Annotated in this window: 13 protein-coding genes; 12 read left to right on the top strand and 1 reads right to left on the bottom strand. The window is 41.3% G+C overall.

Going from position 1 to position 17,289, the window contains the following annotated elements; all coding sequences use genetic code 11:
- Window positions 1-8: 8 nt before the first annotated feature.
- From IGJ19_RS14110 to tkt, 4 genes are all read left to right on the top strand, one after another.
- Window positions 9-1,109, top strand: coding sequence for a PTS fructose transporter subunit IIC (locus tag IGJ19_RS14110; RefSeq protein ID WP_010734015.1), 1,101 nt, complete (start codon window positions 9-11; stop codon window positions 1,107-1,109).
- A 31-nt stretch (window positions 1,110-1,140) separates the two neighbouring features.
- A complete protein-coding gene (gene fsa, locus IGJ19_RS14105) occupies window positions 1,141-1,794 on the top strand; it encodes a fructose-6-phosphate aldolase (protein WP_074800904.1) in 654 nt (217 codons plus the stop codon).
- Window positions 1,795-2,484 carry a D-allulose 6-phosphate 3-epimerase gene (alsE, locus tag IGJ19_RS14100; RefSeq protein WP_195514417.1) on the top strand — a complete coding sequence of 230 codons (690 nt, stop codon included), beginning with the start codon at window positions 1,795-1,797 and terminating at the stop codon, window positions 2,482-2,484.
- A gap of 389 nt (window positions 2,485-2,873) precedes the next feature.
- Window positions 2,874-4,868: a transketolase gene (gene tkt / locus IGJ19_RS14095; protein ID WP_430604246.1), complete on the top strand. Its 1,995-nt coding sequence runs from the start codon at window positions 2,874-2,876 to the stop codon at window positions 4,866-4,868.
- Between the two features lie 126 nt (window positions 4,869-4,994).
- Here the strand turns inward: tkt and IGJ19_RS14090 are convergent, their stop codons facing one another.
- Window positions 4,995-6,146 (bottom strand): ROK family transcriptional regulator, encoded by a 1,152-nt coding sequence (locus IGJ19_RS14090; RefSeq protein WP_086335471.1) that lies wholly within the window; start codon window positions 6,144-6,146, stop codon window positions 4,995-4,997.
- A gap of 258 nt (window positions 6,147-6,404) precedes the next feature.
- Here IGJ19_RS14090 and xylA point away from each other — a divergent pair, with 258 nt between their 5' ends.
- The 8 genes from xylA (at window position 6,405) to IGJ19_RS14050 (ending at window position 17,046) form a co-directional block, all read left to right on the top strand.
- A complete protein-coding gene (xylA, locus tag IGJ19_RS14085) occupies window positions 6,405-7,712 on the top strand; it encodes a xylose isomerase (RefSeq protein ID WP_195514546.1) in 1,308 nt (435 codons plus the stop codon).
- Window positions 7,713-7,815: 103 nt separating this feature from the next.
- On the top strand, window positions 7,816-9,432 hold the full coding sequence (locus tag IGJ19_RS14080) for a glycoside hydrolase family 43 protein (protein WP_430604245.1): 1,617 nt from the start codon (window positions 7,816-7,818) through the stop codon (window positions 9,430-9,432).
- Between the two features lie 40 nt (window positions 9,433-9,472).
- A complete protein-coding gene (locus tag IGJ19_RS14075; RefSeq protein ID WP_430604244.1) occupies window positions 9,473-10,984 on the top strand; it encodes a sugar ABC transporter ATP-binding protein in 1,512 nt (503 codons plus the stop codon).
- Between the two features lie 41 nt (window positions 10,985-11,025).
- The gene (locus tag IGJ19_RS14070) at window positions 11,026-11,991 is read left to right on the top strand and encodes an ABC transporter permease (protein WP_023520548.1); all 966 of its coding nucleotides are present in this window, start codon (window positions 11,026-11,028) and stop codon (window positions 11,989-11,991) included.
- Between the two features lie 25 nt (window positions 11,992-12,016).
- Complete coding sequence (locus tag IGJ19_RS14065; RefSeq protein WP_010734026.1) at window positions 12,017-13,066, top strand: sugar ABC transporter substrate-binding protein; 1,050 nt, start codon at window positions 12,017-12,019, stop codon at window positions 13,064-13,066.
- Between the two features lie 41 nt (window positions 13,067-13,107).
- Window positions 13,108-14,643 (top strand): xylulokinase, encoded by a 1,536-nt coding sequence (xylB, locus tag IGJ19_RS14060; RefSeq protein WP_430604243.1) that lies wholly within the window; start codon window positions 13,108-13,110, stop codon window positions 14,641-14,643.
- A gap of 44 nt (window positions 14,644-14,687) precedes the next feature.
- Window positions 14,688-15,302, top strand: a complete 615-nt coding sequence (locus IGJ19_RS14055) for a ThuA domain-containing protein (protein WP_229078144.1) — start codon at window positions 14,688-14,690, stop codon at window positions 15,300-15,302.
- A 94-nt stretch (window positions 15,303-15,396) separates the two neighbouring features.
- Complete coding sequence (locus IGJ19_RS14050) at window positions 15,397-17,046, top strand: MutS-related protein (RefSeq protein WP_430604242.1); 1,650 nt, start codon at window positions 15,397-15,399, stop codon at window positions 17,044-17,046.
- Window positions 17,047-17,289 lie beyond the last annotated feature (243 nt).

The raw sequence follows: 17,289 nt of genomic DNA, 5'->3' as shown, positions 1-17,289 counted from the left end.
ACAAAAAAATGGAGGCAATTAAAAAGTTAAATTTAAAAGGACATTTATTGACAGCGATTTCATATTTGATTCCAATCGTATGCGGTGCCGGATTCCTAATTGCAATCGGCATGGCATTTGGCGGAACAAGTCAAGGAACGCTTGTACAAGGCGAGTTTTCGATTTGGGATGCGTTAGCGACGATGGGTGGCGCTGGTTTAGGATTATTACCAGTTGTGATCGCTACTGGGATTTCTTATTCCATTGCAGCTAAACCAGGGATCGCACCAGGTTTCATTATTGGTTTAACAGCAAATGCAATTGGTGCTGGTTTTATCGGTGGGATTTTAGGTGGTTACTTAGCAGGGTATCTGGTTTTAGGTATTTTAAAACATGTCAAAGTACCAAAATGGGCAAAAGGATTGATGCCAACATTGATTATTCCATTTATTGCTTCAATTGTTGGTGGCTTGGTCATGGTGTATATCATTGGCGCGCCAATCGCAGCATTAACGCTATTATTAACGAATTTCTTAGATGGATTAGGCAATTCTTCCTTATTGATTTTTGGTGGTGTGATCGGCTTATTAAGTGGGATCGACTACGGTGGTCCAATCAACAAAACCGTATTTGCCTTTGTTTTGACGATGCAAGCGGAAGGGTTGAATGGCCCAATCACCGCATTGCAATTGGTGAATACAGCCACACCGATCGGTTTTGGGTTAGCTTATTTTATCGCAAAAATGTTCCGCAAGAATATCTATACAAAAGTGGAAGTAGAAACACTGAAATCAGCCGTACCAATGGGTGTCATCAATATCGTTGAAGGTGTGATTCCTTTAGTTATGAACGATATCGTACGTGGCGTAGTCGCAACAGCTATCGGTGGATTTGCTGGTGGTGCAACAACGATGATCTTAGGTGCGGATGCAACGGTTCCTTTCGGTGGTGTCTTGATGATCCCAACGATGTCTCGACCATGGGCAGGTGTGATCGCGATCTTAGTGAACGTCTTAGTTACAGCCGTCGTTTTAGCTGTGATCAAAAAGAACGTGCCGGAAGAAGAAATGGATTTAGTAGTAGAGAAAGAGGAAGAAGATATCAGTTTAGATGATATTCAGATTTTTTAAAATAAGTGCGTAAAAAAGAGGGGCAAAATCGATGAAATTTTTTCTAGATACAGCAGATGTAACAGCAATCAAAAAAATCAATGCGCTAGGTTTAGTCGATGGGGTGACAACTAATCCGACGATCATTGCCAAAGAAGGACGCGTGTTTGAAGAAGTCATCAAAGAAATCTGTTCGATCGTTGACGGACCTGTCTCAGCAGAAGTGACTAGTTTGGAAGCAGACGGTATGGTCGCAGAAGCGAAAGAAATCGTCCAATGGGCGGAAAACATTGTGATCAAGATCCCTATGACAGAAGAAGGATTGAAAGCGACGAACGAATTATCTAAATTGGGGATCAAGACCAATGTCACATTGATTTTCTCTGTGGCACAAGGGTTGCTAGCAGCAAAAGCAGGTGCGACATTTATTTCACCATTTTTAGGACGATTAGATGATACCGGAACGAGCGGGATCGAGCTTGTCGCAAAACTACGTGAAGTACTTGATACTTACGGGTTTTCTACAGAAATTATTGCAGCAAGTGTTCGCAATTCGGAACATGTGGAAAAAGCAAGTTTAGTTGGTGCACATATTGCTACTGTACCGCCATCATTGTACCAGACGTTGTGGAGCCATCCGTTGACAGATAAAGGGATTGCTCAATTCATGGCGGACTGGGAAAGCTTTCAAGGAGGGAACAAATAAATGGGAAAAGTGGAATTTTCACCTTCATTGATGACGATGGACTTAGATAAGTTCAAAGAACAAATCGAATTTTTAAATGATCATGTCGATTCTTACCATATCGATATCATGGATGGTCATTATGTACCAAATATCACGTTATCTCCATGGTTCATTGACGAGGTACGTAAAATCAGTAATCTACCAATGTCTGTGCACTTAATGGTTAAGGATCAAAGTTTTTGGGTGAATCAATTAATCGAGCAAAAGTGTGAATGGATCTGTATGCACGCCGAACTATTAGATGGTTTAGCCTTTCGTTTGATCGATCAAATCCATGATGCAGGGTTAAAAGCTGGCGTCGTTTTGAACCCAGAAACACCGATCGAAGCCATCTTCCCATACATCGAATTGGTCGATAAAATCACGATCATGACGATCGATCCAGGATTTGCTGGACAACGGTTTATTGAAAGTACACTGGATAAGATCGTTGCTTTACGCGAACTACGCGAAGAAAAAGAGTATAACTATGTGATTGAAATGGACGGCTCTTCTAACCGTAAATCCTTCAAACGAATCGATGCAGCAGGGCCAGATATTTATATCGTCGGTCGCAGTGGCTTGTTTGGTTTAGATGAAAAAATCGAAAAGTCATGGGAAATCATGAAAACCGATTATGAAGAAATGACTGGGAAAACGATCGGGTAAAAAGAGGTTGTGAAAGGAGCGTTCAGCACTAAGGCATAAGTCAGGAACATCGAAAATGGCTTTTTCATTTTTGATGTTCCTGACTTATGACCGAGGTGTTGCTCCTTGAACACCGTTTATCAGAGGTCGTGAGAAAGTCGGTCAGCTCCGAATAGTAAGGCGGAACGTGGGAAAATAGCTTCACATATTTTTTCACGTTTCGACTTACTATTGAAGGAGTTGGCTTTTTGAACACCATTTATCTAGGTCGTGAGAAAGTCGGTCACCATCGAGTAATAAGACAGGAAAATCGAGAATGCCTCATTCATTTTTGATTCTTCTGTCTTATTTTCAAAGTGAAATTTAAGGAATGGACATTATTTTATAGAAATGAACAAGGAGGAATTATATTGTTTGATAAAGTAGATCAGCTTGGTGTGAATACGATCCGTACATTGAGTGTTGATGCAGTACAAAAAGCAAATTCAGGACATCCGGGGTTACCAATGGGTGCCGCGCCAATGGCTTATGCCCTTTGGACGAAACACTTGAAAGTGAATCCGAAAACTTCTAAAAACTGGGCAGACCGTGACCGTTTTGTCTTATCTGCGGGACATGGTTCAGCGATGTTGTACAGCTTGTTGCACTTAGCAGGGTACCAAGTGACGATTGATGACTTGAAACAATTCCGTCAATGGGATTCAAAAACACCGGGACACCCTGAGGTCAACCATACGGACGGCGTCGAAGCAACGACTGGTCCTTTAGGTCAAGGGATCGCGATGGCTGTGGGGATGGCAATGGCAGAAGCGCATCTAGCAGCGACCTACAACAAAGACCAATTCAACGTCGTTGACCATTATACCTATGCGTTATGTGGCGATGGCGACTTGATGGAAGGCGTGTCTCAAGAAGCAAGTTCGATGGCTGGTCATATGAAACTTGGTAAATTGATCGTTTTATACGATTCAAACGATATTTCTTTAGATGGACCAACCTCAAAAGCCTTCACTGAAAATGTTGGCGTACGGTATGAAGCTTACGGTTGGCAACATCTCTTGGTCAAAGACGGCAATGATTTAGAAGCCATCTCAAAAGCAATTGAAGAAGCGAAAGCCGAAACAGACAAACCGACATTGATCGAAGTGAAAACGGTCATCGGATTTGGTGCACCAAACCAAGGAACTTCTGCGATCCACGGCGCACCACTTGGCTTAGAAGGCATTCAAAAAGCCAAAGAGATCTATGGTTGGGAATACCCTGACTTTACCGTACCAGAAGAAGTGGCGGAACGCTTCCGTCAAACGATGGTTGAAGAAGGCGAAAAAGCTGAAAATGCTTGGCGTGAGATGTTCGCAGCATACAAAGCAGCATATCCAGAATTAGCGCAACAATTCGAAGATGCCTTTGCTGGGAAATTACCAGAGAATTGGGATGCAGAGCTTCCAACATACGACGAAGGTGAAAGCCAAGCCAGTCGTGTCTCAAGTAAAGAGATGATCCAAGCATTATCAAAAGCGATCCCAAGTTTCTGGGGTGGTTCTGCCGATCTATCCGGATCAAACAATACGATGGTCACAGCAGACAAAGACTTCACGCCTGAACACTATGAAGGCCGCAACATTTGGTTTGGTGTTCGTGAGTTTGCGATGGCATCAGCGATGAACGGGATCCAATTGCATGGCGGTACCAGGATCTATGGGGGAACATTCTTTGTCTTTGTGGATTACTTGCGACCAGCTGTGCGTTTAGCAGCGATCCAAAACACGCCAGTCATTTATGTCTTGACCCATGACTCTGTAGCAGTTGGTGAAGATGGCCCGACGCATGAGCCAGTGGAACAATTGGCTTCGGTTAGAAGTATGCCAGGTGTCCATGTCTTACGTCCGGCGGACGGGAACGAAACTCGTGCGGCATGGAAAGTAGCGATGGAATCCACAGATACACCAACGATCTTAGTCTTGAGTCGTCAAAATCTACCAGTTCTTCCAACAACGAAAGAAGTGGCAGATGATATGGTTAAAAAAGGTGCCTATGTCTTGTCTCCGGCTAAAGGGGAACAACCAGAAGGAATCTTGATCGCGACAGGTTCAGAAGTGGATCTAGCTGTTAAAGCGCAAAAAGTATTGGCGGAACAAGGAAAAGATGTCTCAGTGGTTTCTATGCCAAGTTTTGATTTGTTTGAACAACAATCCGCGGAATATCAAGAAAGTGTCTTGCCAAAAGCAGTGACGAAACGTGTTTCTATCGAAATGGCTGCTTCATTTGGCTGGGAGCGCTATACAGGGACAGCAGGGGCAATCATTGCGATTGATCGTTTCGGCGCGAGCGCACCTGGGGAAACGATCATCCAAAATTATCAGTTTACAGTGGAACATGTTGTTGAAGTGTTTGATCAATTGTAGAAGGTATTTTTGTTCTTTTACTATTTAAAATTTCAAGTTAAAGATACGAGTACTTTATTTAGATAAAATCTGCCAAACTGGAATTCAATGATTTCCGGTTTGGCAGATTTTTTTATTGATTCATGATTATTTTAATTTCAGGTGTTTGATTTCTAAAAAGTGTTGGAGATTTAAGACCAATCCTCCTAGAAGTGTCGCTTTTTCGTTCAAGGAACTGTTGCGGACGACTAATTGATTCGAAAAATGATTGTGCAGATTCCCTTTTAATTGTTCGATCATATCAGGTATTTCGCGATAAAGTGAGCTATTCAAAATAATGATCGATGGGTCATAATGGGCGATCAAGTTGTTGATACCGATCGTCAAGTAGTTGATATTTTCCTCCACGACTTGTAATGCATCACGATCTTGGTTTTGAACATATTCTCGAAGGATGATGGCATTGACATAGTCCAACTTTTTTTTCTGAGCAAATCGATCGTAGCAGACTTTGTTGGCAGCGTACATTTCCAAACAACCTCGGTTGCCACAGCGACATTCCTTACCGTCCATCACGATGATCTGATGACCGATTTCACCAGCAAAACCATGTGCACCAACCTCTAAATTCCCATTTTTGACGATTCCTGCACCAATGCCGCTGTGCATATTGATACTGACAAGATTTTCCGAATCTGAGGTAAAGCTATACTCACCTAAAGCTGCAAGATTTGCTTCATTTTCTAAATAGACAGGATAGTTTCTCAGTTTTTCAGCTATTTTACGAAAAGGAATGTGATCGAAATTGTAATGAGGGCCAAAAATTGGCTCACCATGGTAGACAGGGCCATGCACGGCAATTGCTACTCCAATAATCCCATATTCTGTCGTCGGAAGATGTTGTTCAAATAACGTGAAGATTTCTGAAAGATATAGATGGATGGCTTCCTCATCTAATGTGATTGGCTTTTTTTGGATATGTTGGATCTCTTCCCCATCTAGATAAGTAAGGAGACCATGGATGTAATTATAGCCGATGTCAATGGAAATAGAGAGCCCAGCTTTTCCGTTATATTGAAGAATGATCGGTTTACGTCCACCGACATTACTAGATTCTCCAATGCCGGTCTCGATGACTAGTTGATCATCGATCAATTTTTTCACAATGGAGGACACAGTTGCTTTGGTTAGTCCAGTTATGGCTGAAAGCTCGGCACGAGAAAGAGCTGGTTGATTCATAATCAATTCTAAACAGAGAGACTCATTTGGGCTCCGTCGAGTATACGTTGGATTTTTCAAAGTAAATCACTTCCTATTCATTATGTAATGAGGATACGTTCTAAAGTATACTGGTAATCTCATTATTTTTCTAGTTATTTATCTATAGCTATTTCGTTTTGTAAAGTAAATAAATTAACTTCATTCGAATATAAATGCTTTGATAATAATAAAAAAATAACTTGACTATAATTATGAAAGCGTATACTATATGCTTGTTAAGTTAGTTTGTTAGATGAACTAACTAATAAAGAATGAATAAATTAGGAGGAATATGATATGAGCTATTTTCCACAAATAGAAAAAATCCAATATGAAGGAACAACGACAACCAATCCCTTTGCTTTTCGCCATTTCAATCCAGAAGAGGTAGTTGCCGGTCAAACGATGAAGGAGCATTTACGATTTGCTGTTGCTTACTGGCATACCATGACACAAGATGGCAGTGATCCATTCGGCTCACCAGTCAATCAAAGAACGTGGATAGGTGCGACTGAAATGGAAACCGCAAAAAATCGAGTAGCGGCCTTTTTTGAGATTTTAGAAAAATTAGGTGTCGAATATTTTTGTTTCCATGATGTCGATATCGCGCCTGAAGGGAATAGTTTAGAAGAATTCTATGCAAACTTAGATGAAATCACAGATTTGATCAAGGAACAGATGGAGCGTACGGGAATCAAACTACTTTGGAATACTGCAAATATGTTCAGCCACCCACGCTACGTGAATGGGGCAGCTTCAACGAATCATGCGGATGTCTTTGCCTATGCTGCTGCTCAAGTCAAAAAAGGCTTAGACATATCAAAAAAACTCAACGGTCAAAATTATGTCTTCTGGGGTGGTCGTGAAGGGTATGAAACGTTGTTGAATACGGATATGGCGTTTGAACAAGATAATATTGCACGTTTGTTCAAAATGGCGATCGCGTATAGTGAAAAAATCGGTCATACGCCACAATTCTTGATTGAACCAAAACCTATGGAACCGAGTAAACATCAATATGATTTTGATGCCGCAACGGCTTTACAATTTATTCAAAAATATGGTTTACAAGAGAAATTCAAACTGAATCTAGAGGCCAATCATGCTACGTTAGCTGGGCATACGTTTGAACATGAGATCGAAGTAGCACGGATCAACAACGCGTTAGGTTCCCTAGATGCGAATCAAGGAGATGTGTTGCTTGGTTGGGATACTGATGAGTTCCCAACGAACGTCTATGATGTCACATTGGCCATGTATGGTGTCTTAGAAAATGGCGGTATCGCACCAGGAGGAATCAATTTTGATTCGAAAGTCCGTCGTTCCAGTTTTGCCATGGAAGATCTATTCTTAGCACATATCGCAGGGATGGATACCTTTGCTAGAGGGCTGAAGGCAGCAGCGAAATTAAAAGAGGATCGCTTCTTCGATACCTTAAAAGAGAAACGCTATGCTACGTTCCAAGAAGGCATTGGGGAATCCATTATCAACGACAAGGAAGATTTGGAAAGTTTGACTGACTATGCATTGAAGTTGAAAGATATCGAGCTGGAATCAAGCCATATCGAATATGTCAAATCTTGTTTGAATGATTATTTAGTTTAATCCAACTTATGGAGAGTCTCATTCAGTTAGCTAAGGATAGATGTCACTGACTCCTTTGGATGGTTGAAAGGGATTCTCCTAAAAAAATAGAGTGAGGTGTACGATGAAAATTAAAAATCCAGTATTAACAGGTTTTCATGCTGATCCGTCTATTGTGCGTGTGGGAGAAACATATTACATTGCCAACTCAACGTTTGAATGGTTTCCAGGCGTTCAGATCTATGAGTCGCAGGACTTGATGAATTGGCGTTTAGTGGCACGTCCATTGGCCTCTGTCGAGATGTTAGATATGAAGGGCAATGAAGATTCAGGAGGGATTTGGGCGCCCGATCTCTCTTATGCGGATGGGAAATTTTGGTTAGTTTATACCGATGTCAAAGTGGTCAATGGAGCGTTCAAAGATTGTACAAATTATTTGACTACCGCAGAAGAGATCACTGGTCCATGGAGTCAACCAATCCGGTTGAACGGTGTCGGCTTTGATGCTTCTCTTTTCCATGATGACGATGGCCGCAAATACCTAGTTCAAATGGAATGGGATCATCGCGAATACCATCATCCATTTAACGGGATCAAATGCACCGAATATTCAGTAGAAGAGCAACGTCTACTGCCGGAAACAGGTAAGATCATTTGGAAAGGGACTGACGTGAAATTAGTGGAAGGCCCACATCTGTATAAGTTATTTGGTTATTATTATTTGTTTTGTGCAGAAGGGGGCACCGTCTATACGCACCAAGAAGTAGTGGCACGGTCAAAAACTTTAGAAGGAGCTTTTGAAAGCCAAGCAGAGACCTTTTTAACTGCCTATGACTCTCCAGAAAATCCACTGCAAAAATGCGGGCATGGTGCATTAGTCGATACACCAGAAGGCGAATGGTATTTTGCCCATTTGACTGGTCGACCGTGGCATCACAAAAATGAATCCATCCATGATCCTCGTGGCTGGTGTACATTAGGCAGAGAAACAGCGATCCAAAAAGTGACATGGTCTAAAGAATTGTGGCCAGAAATTGTTGGTGGAAAACAAGGGAGCATGGAGGTGGAAGCACCTAAAGGAGTGACACCTCACCCTTATGAAAAACTGCCAGAAAGGACTAACTTCGAACAAAGCGAACTGCCACCACAATTTCAAACAGTACGTGTTCCTTTTACGAAGGACATCGGCATCTTGAAAGATGGAAAGCTGACATTACGAGGTGCCGGAAGTTTAGCCAATACACATGGAAACTCCCTAGTTGCTAGACGTTGGCAAGCATTTGAGTTTGAAGCAGAAACTGCATTGAGCTATTCGCCAACGACCTTCCAGCAAATGGCAGGGCTGACGAATTATTACAATTCGCAACATTGGTCAATGATCCAAGTGACTTGGCATGAAGAAAAAGGTCGTGTCATTGAACTCACTGAGAATAATCAAGGCGTATTCAAAAGTTATTTGCAGGAACAGGTCATTCCAATTCAAGAGGATGTAACAGTTGTTTATTTCAAAACGATCGTCAGAAGAGAAACTTACACATATGCTTATTCGTTTGACGGAAAAACATGGATCGAATTAGCGATCCAGTTAGACGCAAAAGTACTATCCGATGAATATGTCAACCAAACCCATGGTGGATTTTTTACGGGTGCGTTTGTGGGAATGGTCAACATCGATTACTCAGGATATGATTTGCCAGCTGTTTTTGATTATTTTGATTATCGGGAAAAGCAAAGTGAATAGGACAGTGTGGTCGCTTCAGGAGTAAGAGGGGAGATCTTTCATGGAAAAAGAACGTTTATTTTCAATGTCTAATATTGAAAAAAGTTTTGGCCCTGTCCACGTCTTGAAAAAAGCAAGACTTGAGATAAATAAAGGCGAGATCCATGCTTTTATGGGAGAAAACGGAGCCGGTAAGTCTACTTTAATGAACATTCTTGCGGGATTGATTGATAAGGACAAAGGAGAAATCATATTTGAAGGGAAAGAAATCCCTAAAATGACTCCTGACTTCGCACAAGAATTAGGGATTGCCTTTGTTCATCAAGAATTGAATCTAGCAGAAGATTTGTCTGTGGCAGAAAATATTTTTATTGGTCGTTTGCCCTATAAGAATAAGGCGCTAGGAATTGTTGACTTCAAAAAATTATATGAAGACACGCAACAATGGCTGAATCTAGTGGGATCTGCGATTTCTCCTACTACACTGGTTGCTTCGCTGTCTACTGCCAATAAACAATTAGTTGAAATTGCCAGAGCGCTTAGTTTGAATGCTAAAGTGATCATTTTTGATGAGCCGACGACTTCTTTGTCTGAAAAAGATGTCGAAGTTTTGTTTATTATCATTCGCAGATTGAAGGAAAAAGGTGTATCAAGTATTTACATCTCTCATCGGATGAAAGAGATCTTTGAATTAGGTGAACGAATCACGATCATGCGCGACGGAGAATATATCTTGACCGATGAAGTGAAAAACTTGTCTGAAGAAGCGATCATCGCTCGCTTAGTTGGGCGAGAAATCAACGATCTGTATCCGAAACAACCTACCCAATTAGGAGAAACTTACTTACAAGTTTTGAATCTTTCTGATTCTTTTGGGCGGGTGAAAAATGTTAGCTTCCAGGCAAGACGAGGGGAAGTATTGGGCTTTGCGGGGTTAGTAGGAAGTGGTCGAACCGAAACGATGCGATTGATTTTCGGTGCAGATCGAGCAAAATCTGGTGAAATCAAATTGGCGAACCAGCCGGTAGTGATCAAGTCACCGGTGGATGCGATTCGTCAAGGAATTGGACTACTAACGGAAGACCGTAAACATCAAGGCTTGTTTCTTGGTCTCTCGATCCAAGACAATATCACGATAACGAATCTAGGTGGATTTGTATTAAAACATGAATCACTTAATCAAACGGCTCATCAGTTTGTACAAGACGTGAAGATCAAGATCAGCAATATTGCGCGTCCAGTTGCCAGTCTCTCTGGTGGGAATCAGCAAAAAGTCGTTTTAGCAAAATGGTTGAATACCACAAATCAAGTATATATTTTTGATGAACCGACAAAAGGTATTGATGTGGGGGCAAAATCAGAAATCTATACGATCATCAATGAGTTGGCACGCCAAGGGAAAACGATTTTGATCGTCTCTTCAGAAATCCCTGAATTATTAGGGATCTGCGATCGAATCCATGTTTTTCGTGAAGGTGAGATTACAGGAGAAGTCGTCGTCGCTGAGTATCAGGGCAGAAAAGATGAGGCGCAAGAATTGATTATGACCTATGCTACGCTTAATGAGCATTAACGATTCTTCAGTTAGAGGATATGTAAACAAAGGAGAGAACGATGGAAAAACGAAACAAGTTAACGATCAAGTCACTTTTTATGAACTACTCTGTTTATTTAGTGTTAATTGCTTTAGTCCTATATTTTTCAATTGCAAATGCGAATTTTTTAAGCACATTCAATATTGAAAATTTCTTCCAACAAATTCCACCGGTAGGCATTTTAACTGTTGCTTATGCGATGATTTTGATTTGCGGCTATGTGGATCTATCAATTGGTTATGTCGGAATGGCATCAGGAATGCTCGGTTTATATGCGGCAAATCAAGGAATGCCTGCGCCAGTCGTTGTGCTTCTAGCATTATTGACAGGGGCAATGTTAGGCGCGGTGAACGCTTTGTTGATCAAGAAATTTGATTTGCCTTCGTTTATTTTAACGTTAGGAACAAGTTATGTCATCAAAGGGATGCTCGGCTTTTTCACGGACGAACAATTTATCGGTTCCGAAAACGAGTGGTTCAATCGGTTAGCGAAAACGCCGATCGGTACGGATATGTTCAAAAGCAATGCCTTGATTTTTTTAATTATCATTATTGTATTTGCTTTTATAATGAAAAATACGCGTCTAGGAAGATATACCTATGTGGTAGGGTCAAATCAAGAAGCAGCCAGATTATCCGGTATCGATACGGATAAACATATCATCAAGATGTTTATGATTGAAGGAATGTTAGCAGCCATTGCTGGTTTGTTAATTGTTTCAAATTTAAATGGTGGCGCTTCCAAAGATGCGAATGGCTTAGACTTGTTCGCAATGGCGGCTGCTATCATGGGTGGTACATCATTTAGCGGTGGCATCGGCACGATTGGTGGAGCGGTAGCAGGTATCTTAACCTTACAAGTATTTAAAAATGGCTTGACATTGATGGGGGTAAATTCATTTTTACAAGATACAGTGACCGGTCTAGTCATTATTTTAGCAATCATCATTGATTATTTGAAACGTCGAGCAAGTCGTCAGTCATAATTACAACCTAAGGAGTGAAAAGACCATGTTAAAAAAATCATTTTGGGTCATCAGTATGTTCGTTGCGTTATTATTAGTTGGTACAGGATGTAGTACGAGTGATTCTGCGGATGCAGATAGTGAAAAGACCTTGTATTTCATTCCAATCGTAGACACCGGAGCTTATTGGAACCCCATGAAAAAAGGAGCAGAAGATGCGGCACAAGAATTGGGCTATACATTGGTCACGAAAACATCTCCTTCTGCTGAACCAAGTAAGAAAGAGAAACATATCGGCTTTATCAGAGAAGCAGTTGCCAAAAACGTAGCAGGAATCGCCATTGCACCGATTGAGAAAAAAGCGTTTGTTGATCCAATCAAAGCAGCCATGGATAAAAATATTCCAGTCATCACCTTTGATGCCGATTTAGAAAATCCTGAAGATCGGACAGCTTACGTCGGTACAGACAATGTCTCAGCTGGAAAAGAATTAGGGTTACGTGCTGCTGAAGAAATGAAGGCAAAAGGCATTACCGGCGGTTCGATCGCAATCGTTTGTGTGGACGTCGCACAACCAACTATGATCGATCGTGAAAAAGGACTGAAAGAAGGTTTTGCAGAGATCTATGGAAAAGATGCTGAGAACTTTAAGTTTTTAGCGACGATTCAAGACAATGATCAACCATCAGAATCTAAAAAACAATTAGAAGGCTACATTGCGGCCAATAGAGACTTAGTCACTGTCTTTTCATTAGGTTCAGAAGGGCCGAATGTTGGTGTGATGAGTGCGTTAGAATCTCAAGGAAAAGCAGGACAAGTGCTTCATTATGGATTTGATTATACGGACACTTGGTTAAGCGGAGTAGCGGACGAACGAATCACAGCGATTGTTGACCAAGATGCGTACCAAATCGGTTATCAAGTGATCGAGAATTTAGTGAAAGCAATCGACGGTGAAACAATTGACGCAACGATTCCGATCGATGTCAACTATGTGTTAGCGGAAGAGTTAGAAGAGTATGGAAAAGAAAAAAGTAAAGTGAAAACAGACTCAGTAGAAGATTCTTCGGTAGAAAGTACAGAAGAAACAGAATAAAAAGCGTATGTAATCAGTGGAAAGGAACAGGCGGTGTCTTGATGGAACGGACTGTTTCTTTCGCTTGTTTTTGTCGGAAAGGGGAACGATTCATGTATGTATTAGGTTTAGATCTAGGAACAAGTGCCTTGAAGGGCCTAGTGTTTGATCGAAAAGGAAAGTTAGTGGCAGAAGCAGTTGCTTCTTACCCTATGAGCAATCCGCAGATGGGGTATAGCGAGCAACAACCAGCGGATTGGCTCAAAGCAGCAGATCAAATATTGAAAGAATTATTAGAGGAAGTGACTGATCTTAAAGAGGAATTGGCAGGCATCAGTTTTTCTGGACAGATGCACAGCTTAGTTCTTTTGGATGAAGCAGATCAAGTTGTAAGACCAGCTATTTTATGGAATGATGTTCGTACGACAGCACAATGTCAACGAATCACTGAAATAATGGGGGATAAGTTGTTACAGCACACGAAAAACAAAGCCTTAGAAGGATTTACACTACCGAAAATCTTATGGGTTCAAGAACACGAACCAGCGAGTTGGGAAAAGGTTAAACACATACAATTACCGAAAGATTATTTGCGTTTCTGGTTGACCGGTTCGTATCATATGGACGATTCAGATGCGGCTGGAACGCTACTGTTGAATCAAGAAACGAAGCAGTGGGACGAAGAAATCTTAGAAGTATTTGGGATCGACCCAGCCATCTTACCTTCTTTAGTGGCTTCTACTGAAGTGGTGGGGACATTGAGAGAGGAATTAAAAGAAAGATACGGCTTTACCAAGCCAGTCAAAGTAATCGCAGGCGGTGCCGACAATGCCTGTGGCGCTGTTGGCGCTGGTATTTTAGAAGAAGGTCTGGGACTATGTTCCATCGGTACAAGCGGAGTATTCCTACGATACGAAAAGAATGTGGACAGAGACTATCAAGGAAAGCTTCATCTCTTCCAACATGCCTCAGGCGCCGCGTATTCCATGGGTGTGACCTTAGCAGCTGGCGACAGCTTGAGTTGGTTCAAACAGCGCTTTGCTCCTGATCGTTCATTCAGCGAGTTGCTATCAGAAATCGGAAGCGTTGATGCAGGCAGTAATGGCTTATTGTTCACTCCTTATATCGTAGGGGAACGGACGCCTTACAGTGATAGCCAAATCAGAGGAAGCTTTATTGGGATAGATACGCAACACGAGTTGAAACATTTTACCCGTAGCGTGCTAGAAGGGATCACCTTCTCTCTAAAGGACTCCCAAGAGATCATGGAAGAGATGACACAACAAAAAATCGAAACAATCGTATCAGTCGGTGGCGGCGCAAAAAATCAGACGTGGCTCCAAATGCAAGCGGACATTTTCAATCGACCAATCGTTACTTTAACCACCGAACAAGGACCTGGGCTTGGCGCCGCTATGTTAGCAGCAGTAGGCTGTGGCTGGTTTACTGATTTGAACGAATGTGCAAGTGTTTTTGTTTCCTACCAATCCCCTGTGCAACCGAACCCGCAACAAGTGGAAGTTTACCAAAAGGTGTATGCGCGTTATCGTAAAGTATACGAATGTACAAAGGAAATTTGTCACATGTATGAAAAATAATAAACGAGTACCTAAGTGAAAGGAGTGTGTTCCTAGTGAAAAAAATGATCACGTTGTTAGGCGATTCTTACCATCCGCATGATCCGTTAGTCAACTATTTTCAGGGGATCTCTAAGCACTTCCCACAAGAACTAAAGATAACTGATCTGACGATCGAGCAACTAACCAAAGCATTACATGAGCAACCTGATTTATTCCTCCTTTCAAAGGAAAATCGGTTAGCGCCCGAAACAAATGACGCTTTTTGGTTGGATGAAACATACGATCAGTTGGTTACAGACTATGTGGCGGGTGGTGGAAGTCTGATTGCGCATCATTCAGGACTTTCTAGCTACCCGATCCACTCTGCTTTTAGTGAGATGTTGCGGGGGCGCTTCCTTCATCATCCCAAACCTACAGAAGTAACCTATCGAGAACCAAACGGTAAGTCTTACAAAATATGGGACGAACACTATTTCACTGAAGTAGCTATAGGAGAAACGGAAGTTCTGATGCACAGCTATTCTCACTATGGTGAATCGATCGCCGCTTGGCGACATCTGTATGGCAAAGGTAAAGTTTTTTGTATGACTCCTGCACATTTTTCAGAAGGATTGCAACATGAAGGAAATCAAAAGGTACTTTTCGATGGAATCAGTTGGTGTCTAGAATCAACATGAATACGGCGAAAAAAAAGGATAGTTTTTTTTATAACTCCATTTATGTTTCCAATCAGTGCTATACTTAAAGTATTCAATAGATTGGAGAAAATTTATGAGTCAAACAGAATTTATCATGCTCCTGATCGTCGGCATCATTGGAATCTTAATTGTCTTAGAAATCAATTCGCGAAAAAAATTAAGAGCAGATGTCCGTTACAAATGGGGGAAGCTTCCCTATCAAGTACGATTTGATAAGGAGGAGAGCTTAAAAGAAGCTTGGCAGACAGAAAAAAAGTTTCGCACGTGGGACAGTGAAGTCGATGACTTGACTTGGTATGACCTAGATATGTTTGAAGTATTCGAAACAGTCAATCATACGTATTCAAGTGTGGGTTCAGAAGCGCTTTATCAGCGACTGCGTAATTTTGATTTTGGACAAGATCAGCGTCTAGAAAAGTTGATTACTTTCTACCAAGAAAATCCTAAGTTGAGAGAAGAAATCCAATATCAATTTGCACGACTTGGAAAAAAAGACCGGAATTTTGCCAAACAATACTTAGCAGATGGCAAAAGCAAAAGAATTGGTCATATTGGGCTATTTGCCTTTTTAGGCATGTTACCACTCATTGGTTTAGGCTTGTTTTTACTTGGACAAGTGATCGGCATTTATATCGCGATCATTAGTGTGTTATTCAATACGGTTTATTACTTGATAAAAAAGCAAACACTCGAAACAGAACTTAATAGTATGAGCTATCTTGTTTCTACGATTTCTGCGGCGAAAAAAATTGCCACGTTTGCCACACCGTTACAAGTAGAGTTACAAAAAAATGTTCAGCCTTTAAAAGAAATCCCTAAGTTCGGTTTTTCATTTCGAGTGAAAAATGGCTCAGAAGCGGAGTTGTTTTTTGACTACTTCAATATGATGTTCATGTTGCCATTTATTTCGTATCATTTTGTCATTAGTCGATTGGAAAAGAAAACGGAACAAGCGATTCAATTATGGCAATTACTAGGAGAGTTAGAAGTAGCTGCGGCAGTGTTGAATTATCGCACTTACATGCCCTATTCTTGTCAACCAGTCTTTGCAGAAGGCGGGATCATGGCAGAGGATACGTATCATCCTCTGATTGCAGAGGCAGTCGTCAATCCAATCGATTGGCAACAGAACACATTGGTCACTGGCTCGAATGCTTCAGGAAAATCAACGTACGTCAAAAGTATTGCCATCAACTGTATCTTAGCACAAACGATCCAAACTACTTTAGCCGAATCTTTCACGATCCAACCCGGTCATGTCTTGACCTCGATGGCGATCGAAGATAATTTATTTGAAGGCGATAGTTACTTTGTTTCAGAAATCAAATCGATCAAGCGCTTATTACAGCAAGTGGAAACCAAAGAACGTTGCTATTGCTTTGTCGATGAGATCTTGAAAGGGACAAACACCATTGAACGGATCGCGTCTTCGGCAGCTATCGTGAATTGGTTGAGCGACTACCCTTCTTTAGCCTTTGTCGCAACACACGATATCGAACTGACTGAGATCTTGAAAAAAGATTGTGCCAATGTCCATTTTGAAGAGCAAGTAACTCCTGAAAAAGGAATCAGCTTTGACTTTAAATTAAAACAAGGGCCTGCAAAGACAAGAAATGCCATCGCCTTGTTAGATGTGTTGAAGTATCCTACAGCAATCGTGAAAGAGGCTCAAGCAGAAGCTGCCTTTTTTGATCAACATCGTCAATGGCGGGTAGTGGAGTAAGAAATAAGCCCAAACTGAAAGTATTTAGTTAAAAACCATCATTGATAGTGAAAACCACAGAGACGACAGAATTATTTTCTGGAAGGACTTGTGGTTTTTTCATTTTCATCTTATTGCATGGAGCTTAACGGCTTTCTCACAACCTAGATAAACGGTGTTCGAAAGCCAACTCCTTCAATAGTAAGTCAAAAATTGAAAAAATATGAGAAACTATTTTCTCAATTTCCGCCTTACTATTCGGAG

It is taken from the genome of Enterococcus sp. DIV1368b, from assembly GCF_050529595.1.
Lineage (GTDB): Bacteria > Bacillota > Bacilli > Lactobacillales > Enterococcaceae > Enterococcus_B > Enterococcus_B mundtii.
The sequence above is the reverse complement of the archived record's forward strand: the minus strand, read 5'-3'. Positions and strand labels throughout refer to the sequence as shown.

Coding starts and splice junctions, on each gene's coding strand:
- fsa (WP_074800904.1), top strand. CDS start 1,141: ATGAAATTTTTTCTAGATACAGCAGATGTAACAGCAATCAAAAAAATC.
- IGJ19_RS14065 (WP_010734026.1), top strand. CDS start 12,017: ATGTTAAAAAAATCATTTTGGGTCATCAGTATGTTCGTTGCGTTATTA.
- IGJ19_RS14075 (WP_430604244.1), top strand. CDS start 9,473: ATGGAAAAAGAACGTTTATTTTCAATGTCTAATATTGAAAAAAGTTTT.
- IGJ19_RS14110 (WP_010734015.1), top strand. CDS start 9: ATGGAGGCAATTAAAAAGTTAAATTTAAAAGGACATTTATTGACAGCG.
- IGJ19_RS14080 (WP_430604245.1), top strand. CDS start 7,816: ATGAAAATTAAAAATCCAGTATTAACAGGTTTTCATGCTGATCCGTCT.
- IGJ19_RS14055 (WP_229078144.1), top strand. CDS start 14,688: ATGATCACGTTGTTAGGCGATTCTTACCATCCGCATGATCCGTTAGTC.
- IGJ19_RS14050 (WP_430604242.1), top strand. CDS start 15,397: ATGAGTCAAACAGAATTTATCATGCTCCTGATCGTCGGCATCATTGGA.
- xylA (WP_195514546.1), top strand. CDS start 6,405: ATGAGCTATTTTCCACAAATAGAAAAAATCCAATATGAAGGAACAACG.
- IGJ19_RS14070 (WP_023520548.1), top strand. CDS start 11,026: ATGGAAAAACGAAACAAGTTAACGATCAAGTCACTTTTTATGAACTAC.
- alsE (WP_195514417.1), top strand. CDS start 1,795: ATGGGAAAAGTGGAATTTTCACCTTCATTGATGACGATGGACTTAGAT.
- xylB (WP_430604243.1), top strand. CDS start 13,108: ATGGAACGGACTGTTTCTTTCGCTTGTTTTTGTCGGAAAGGGGAACGA.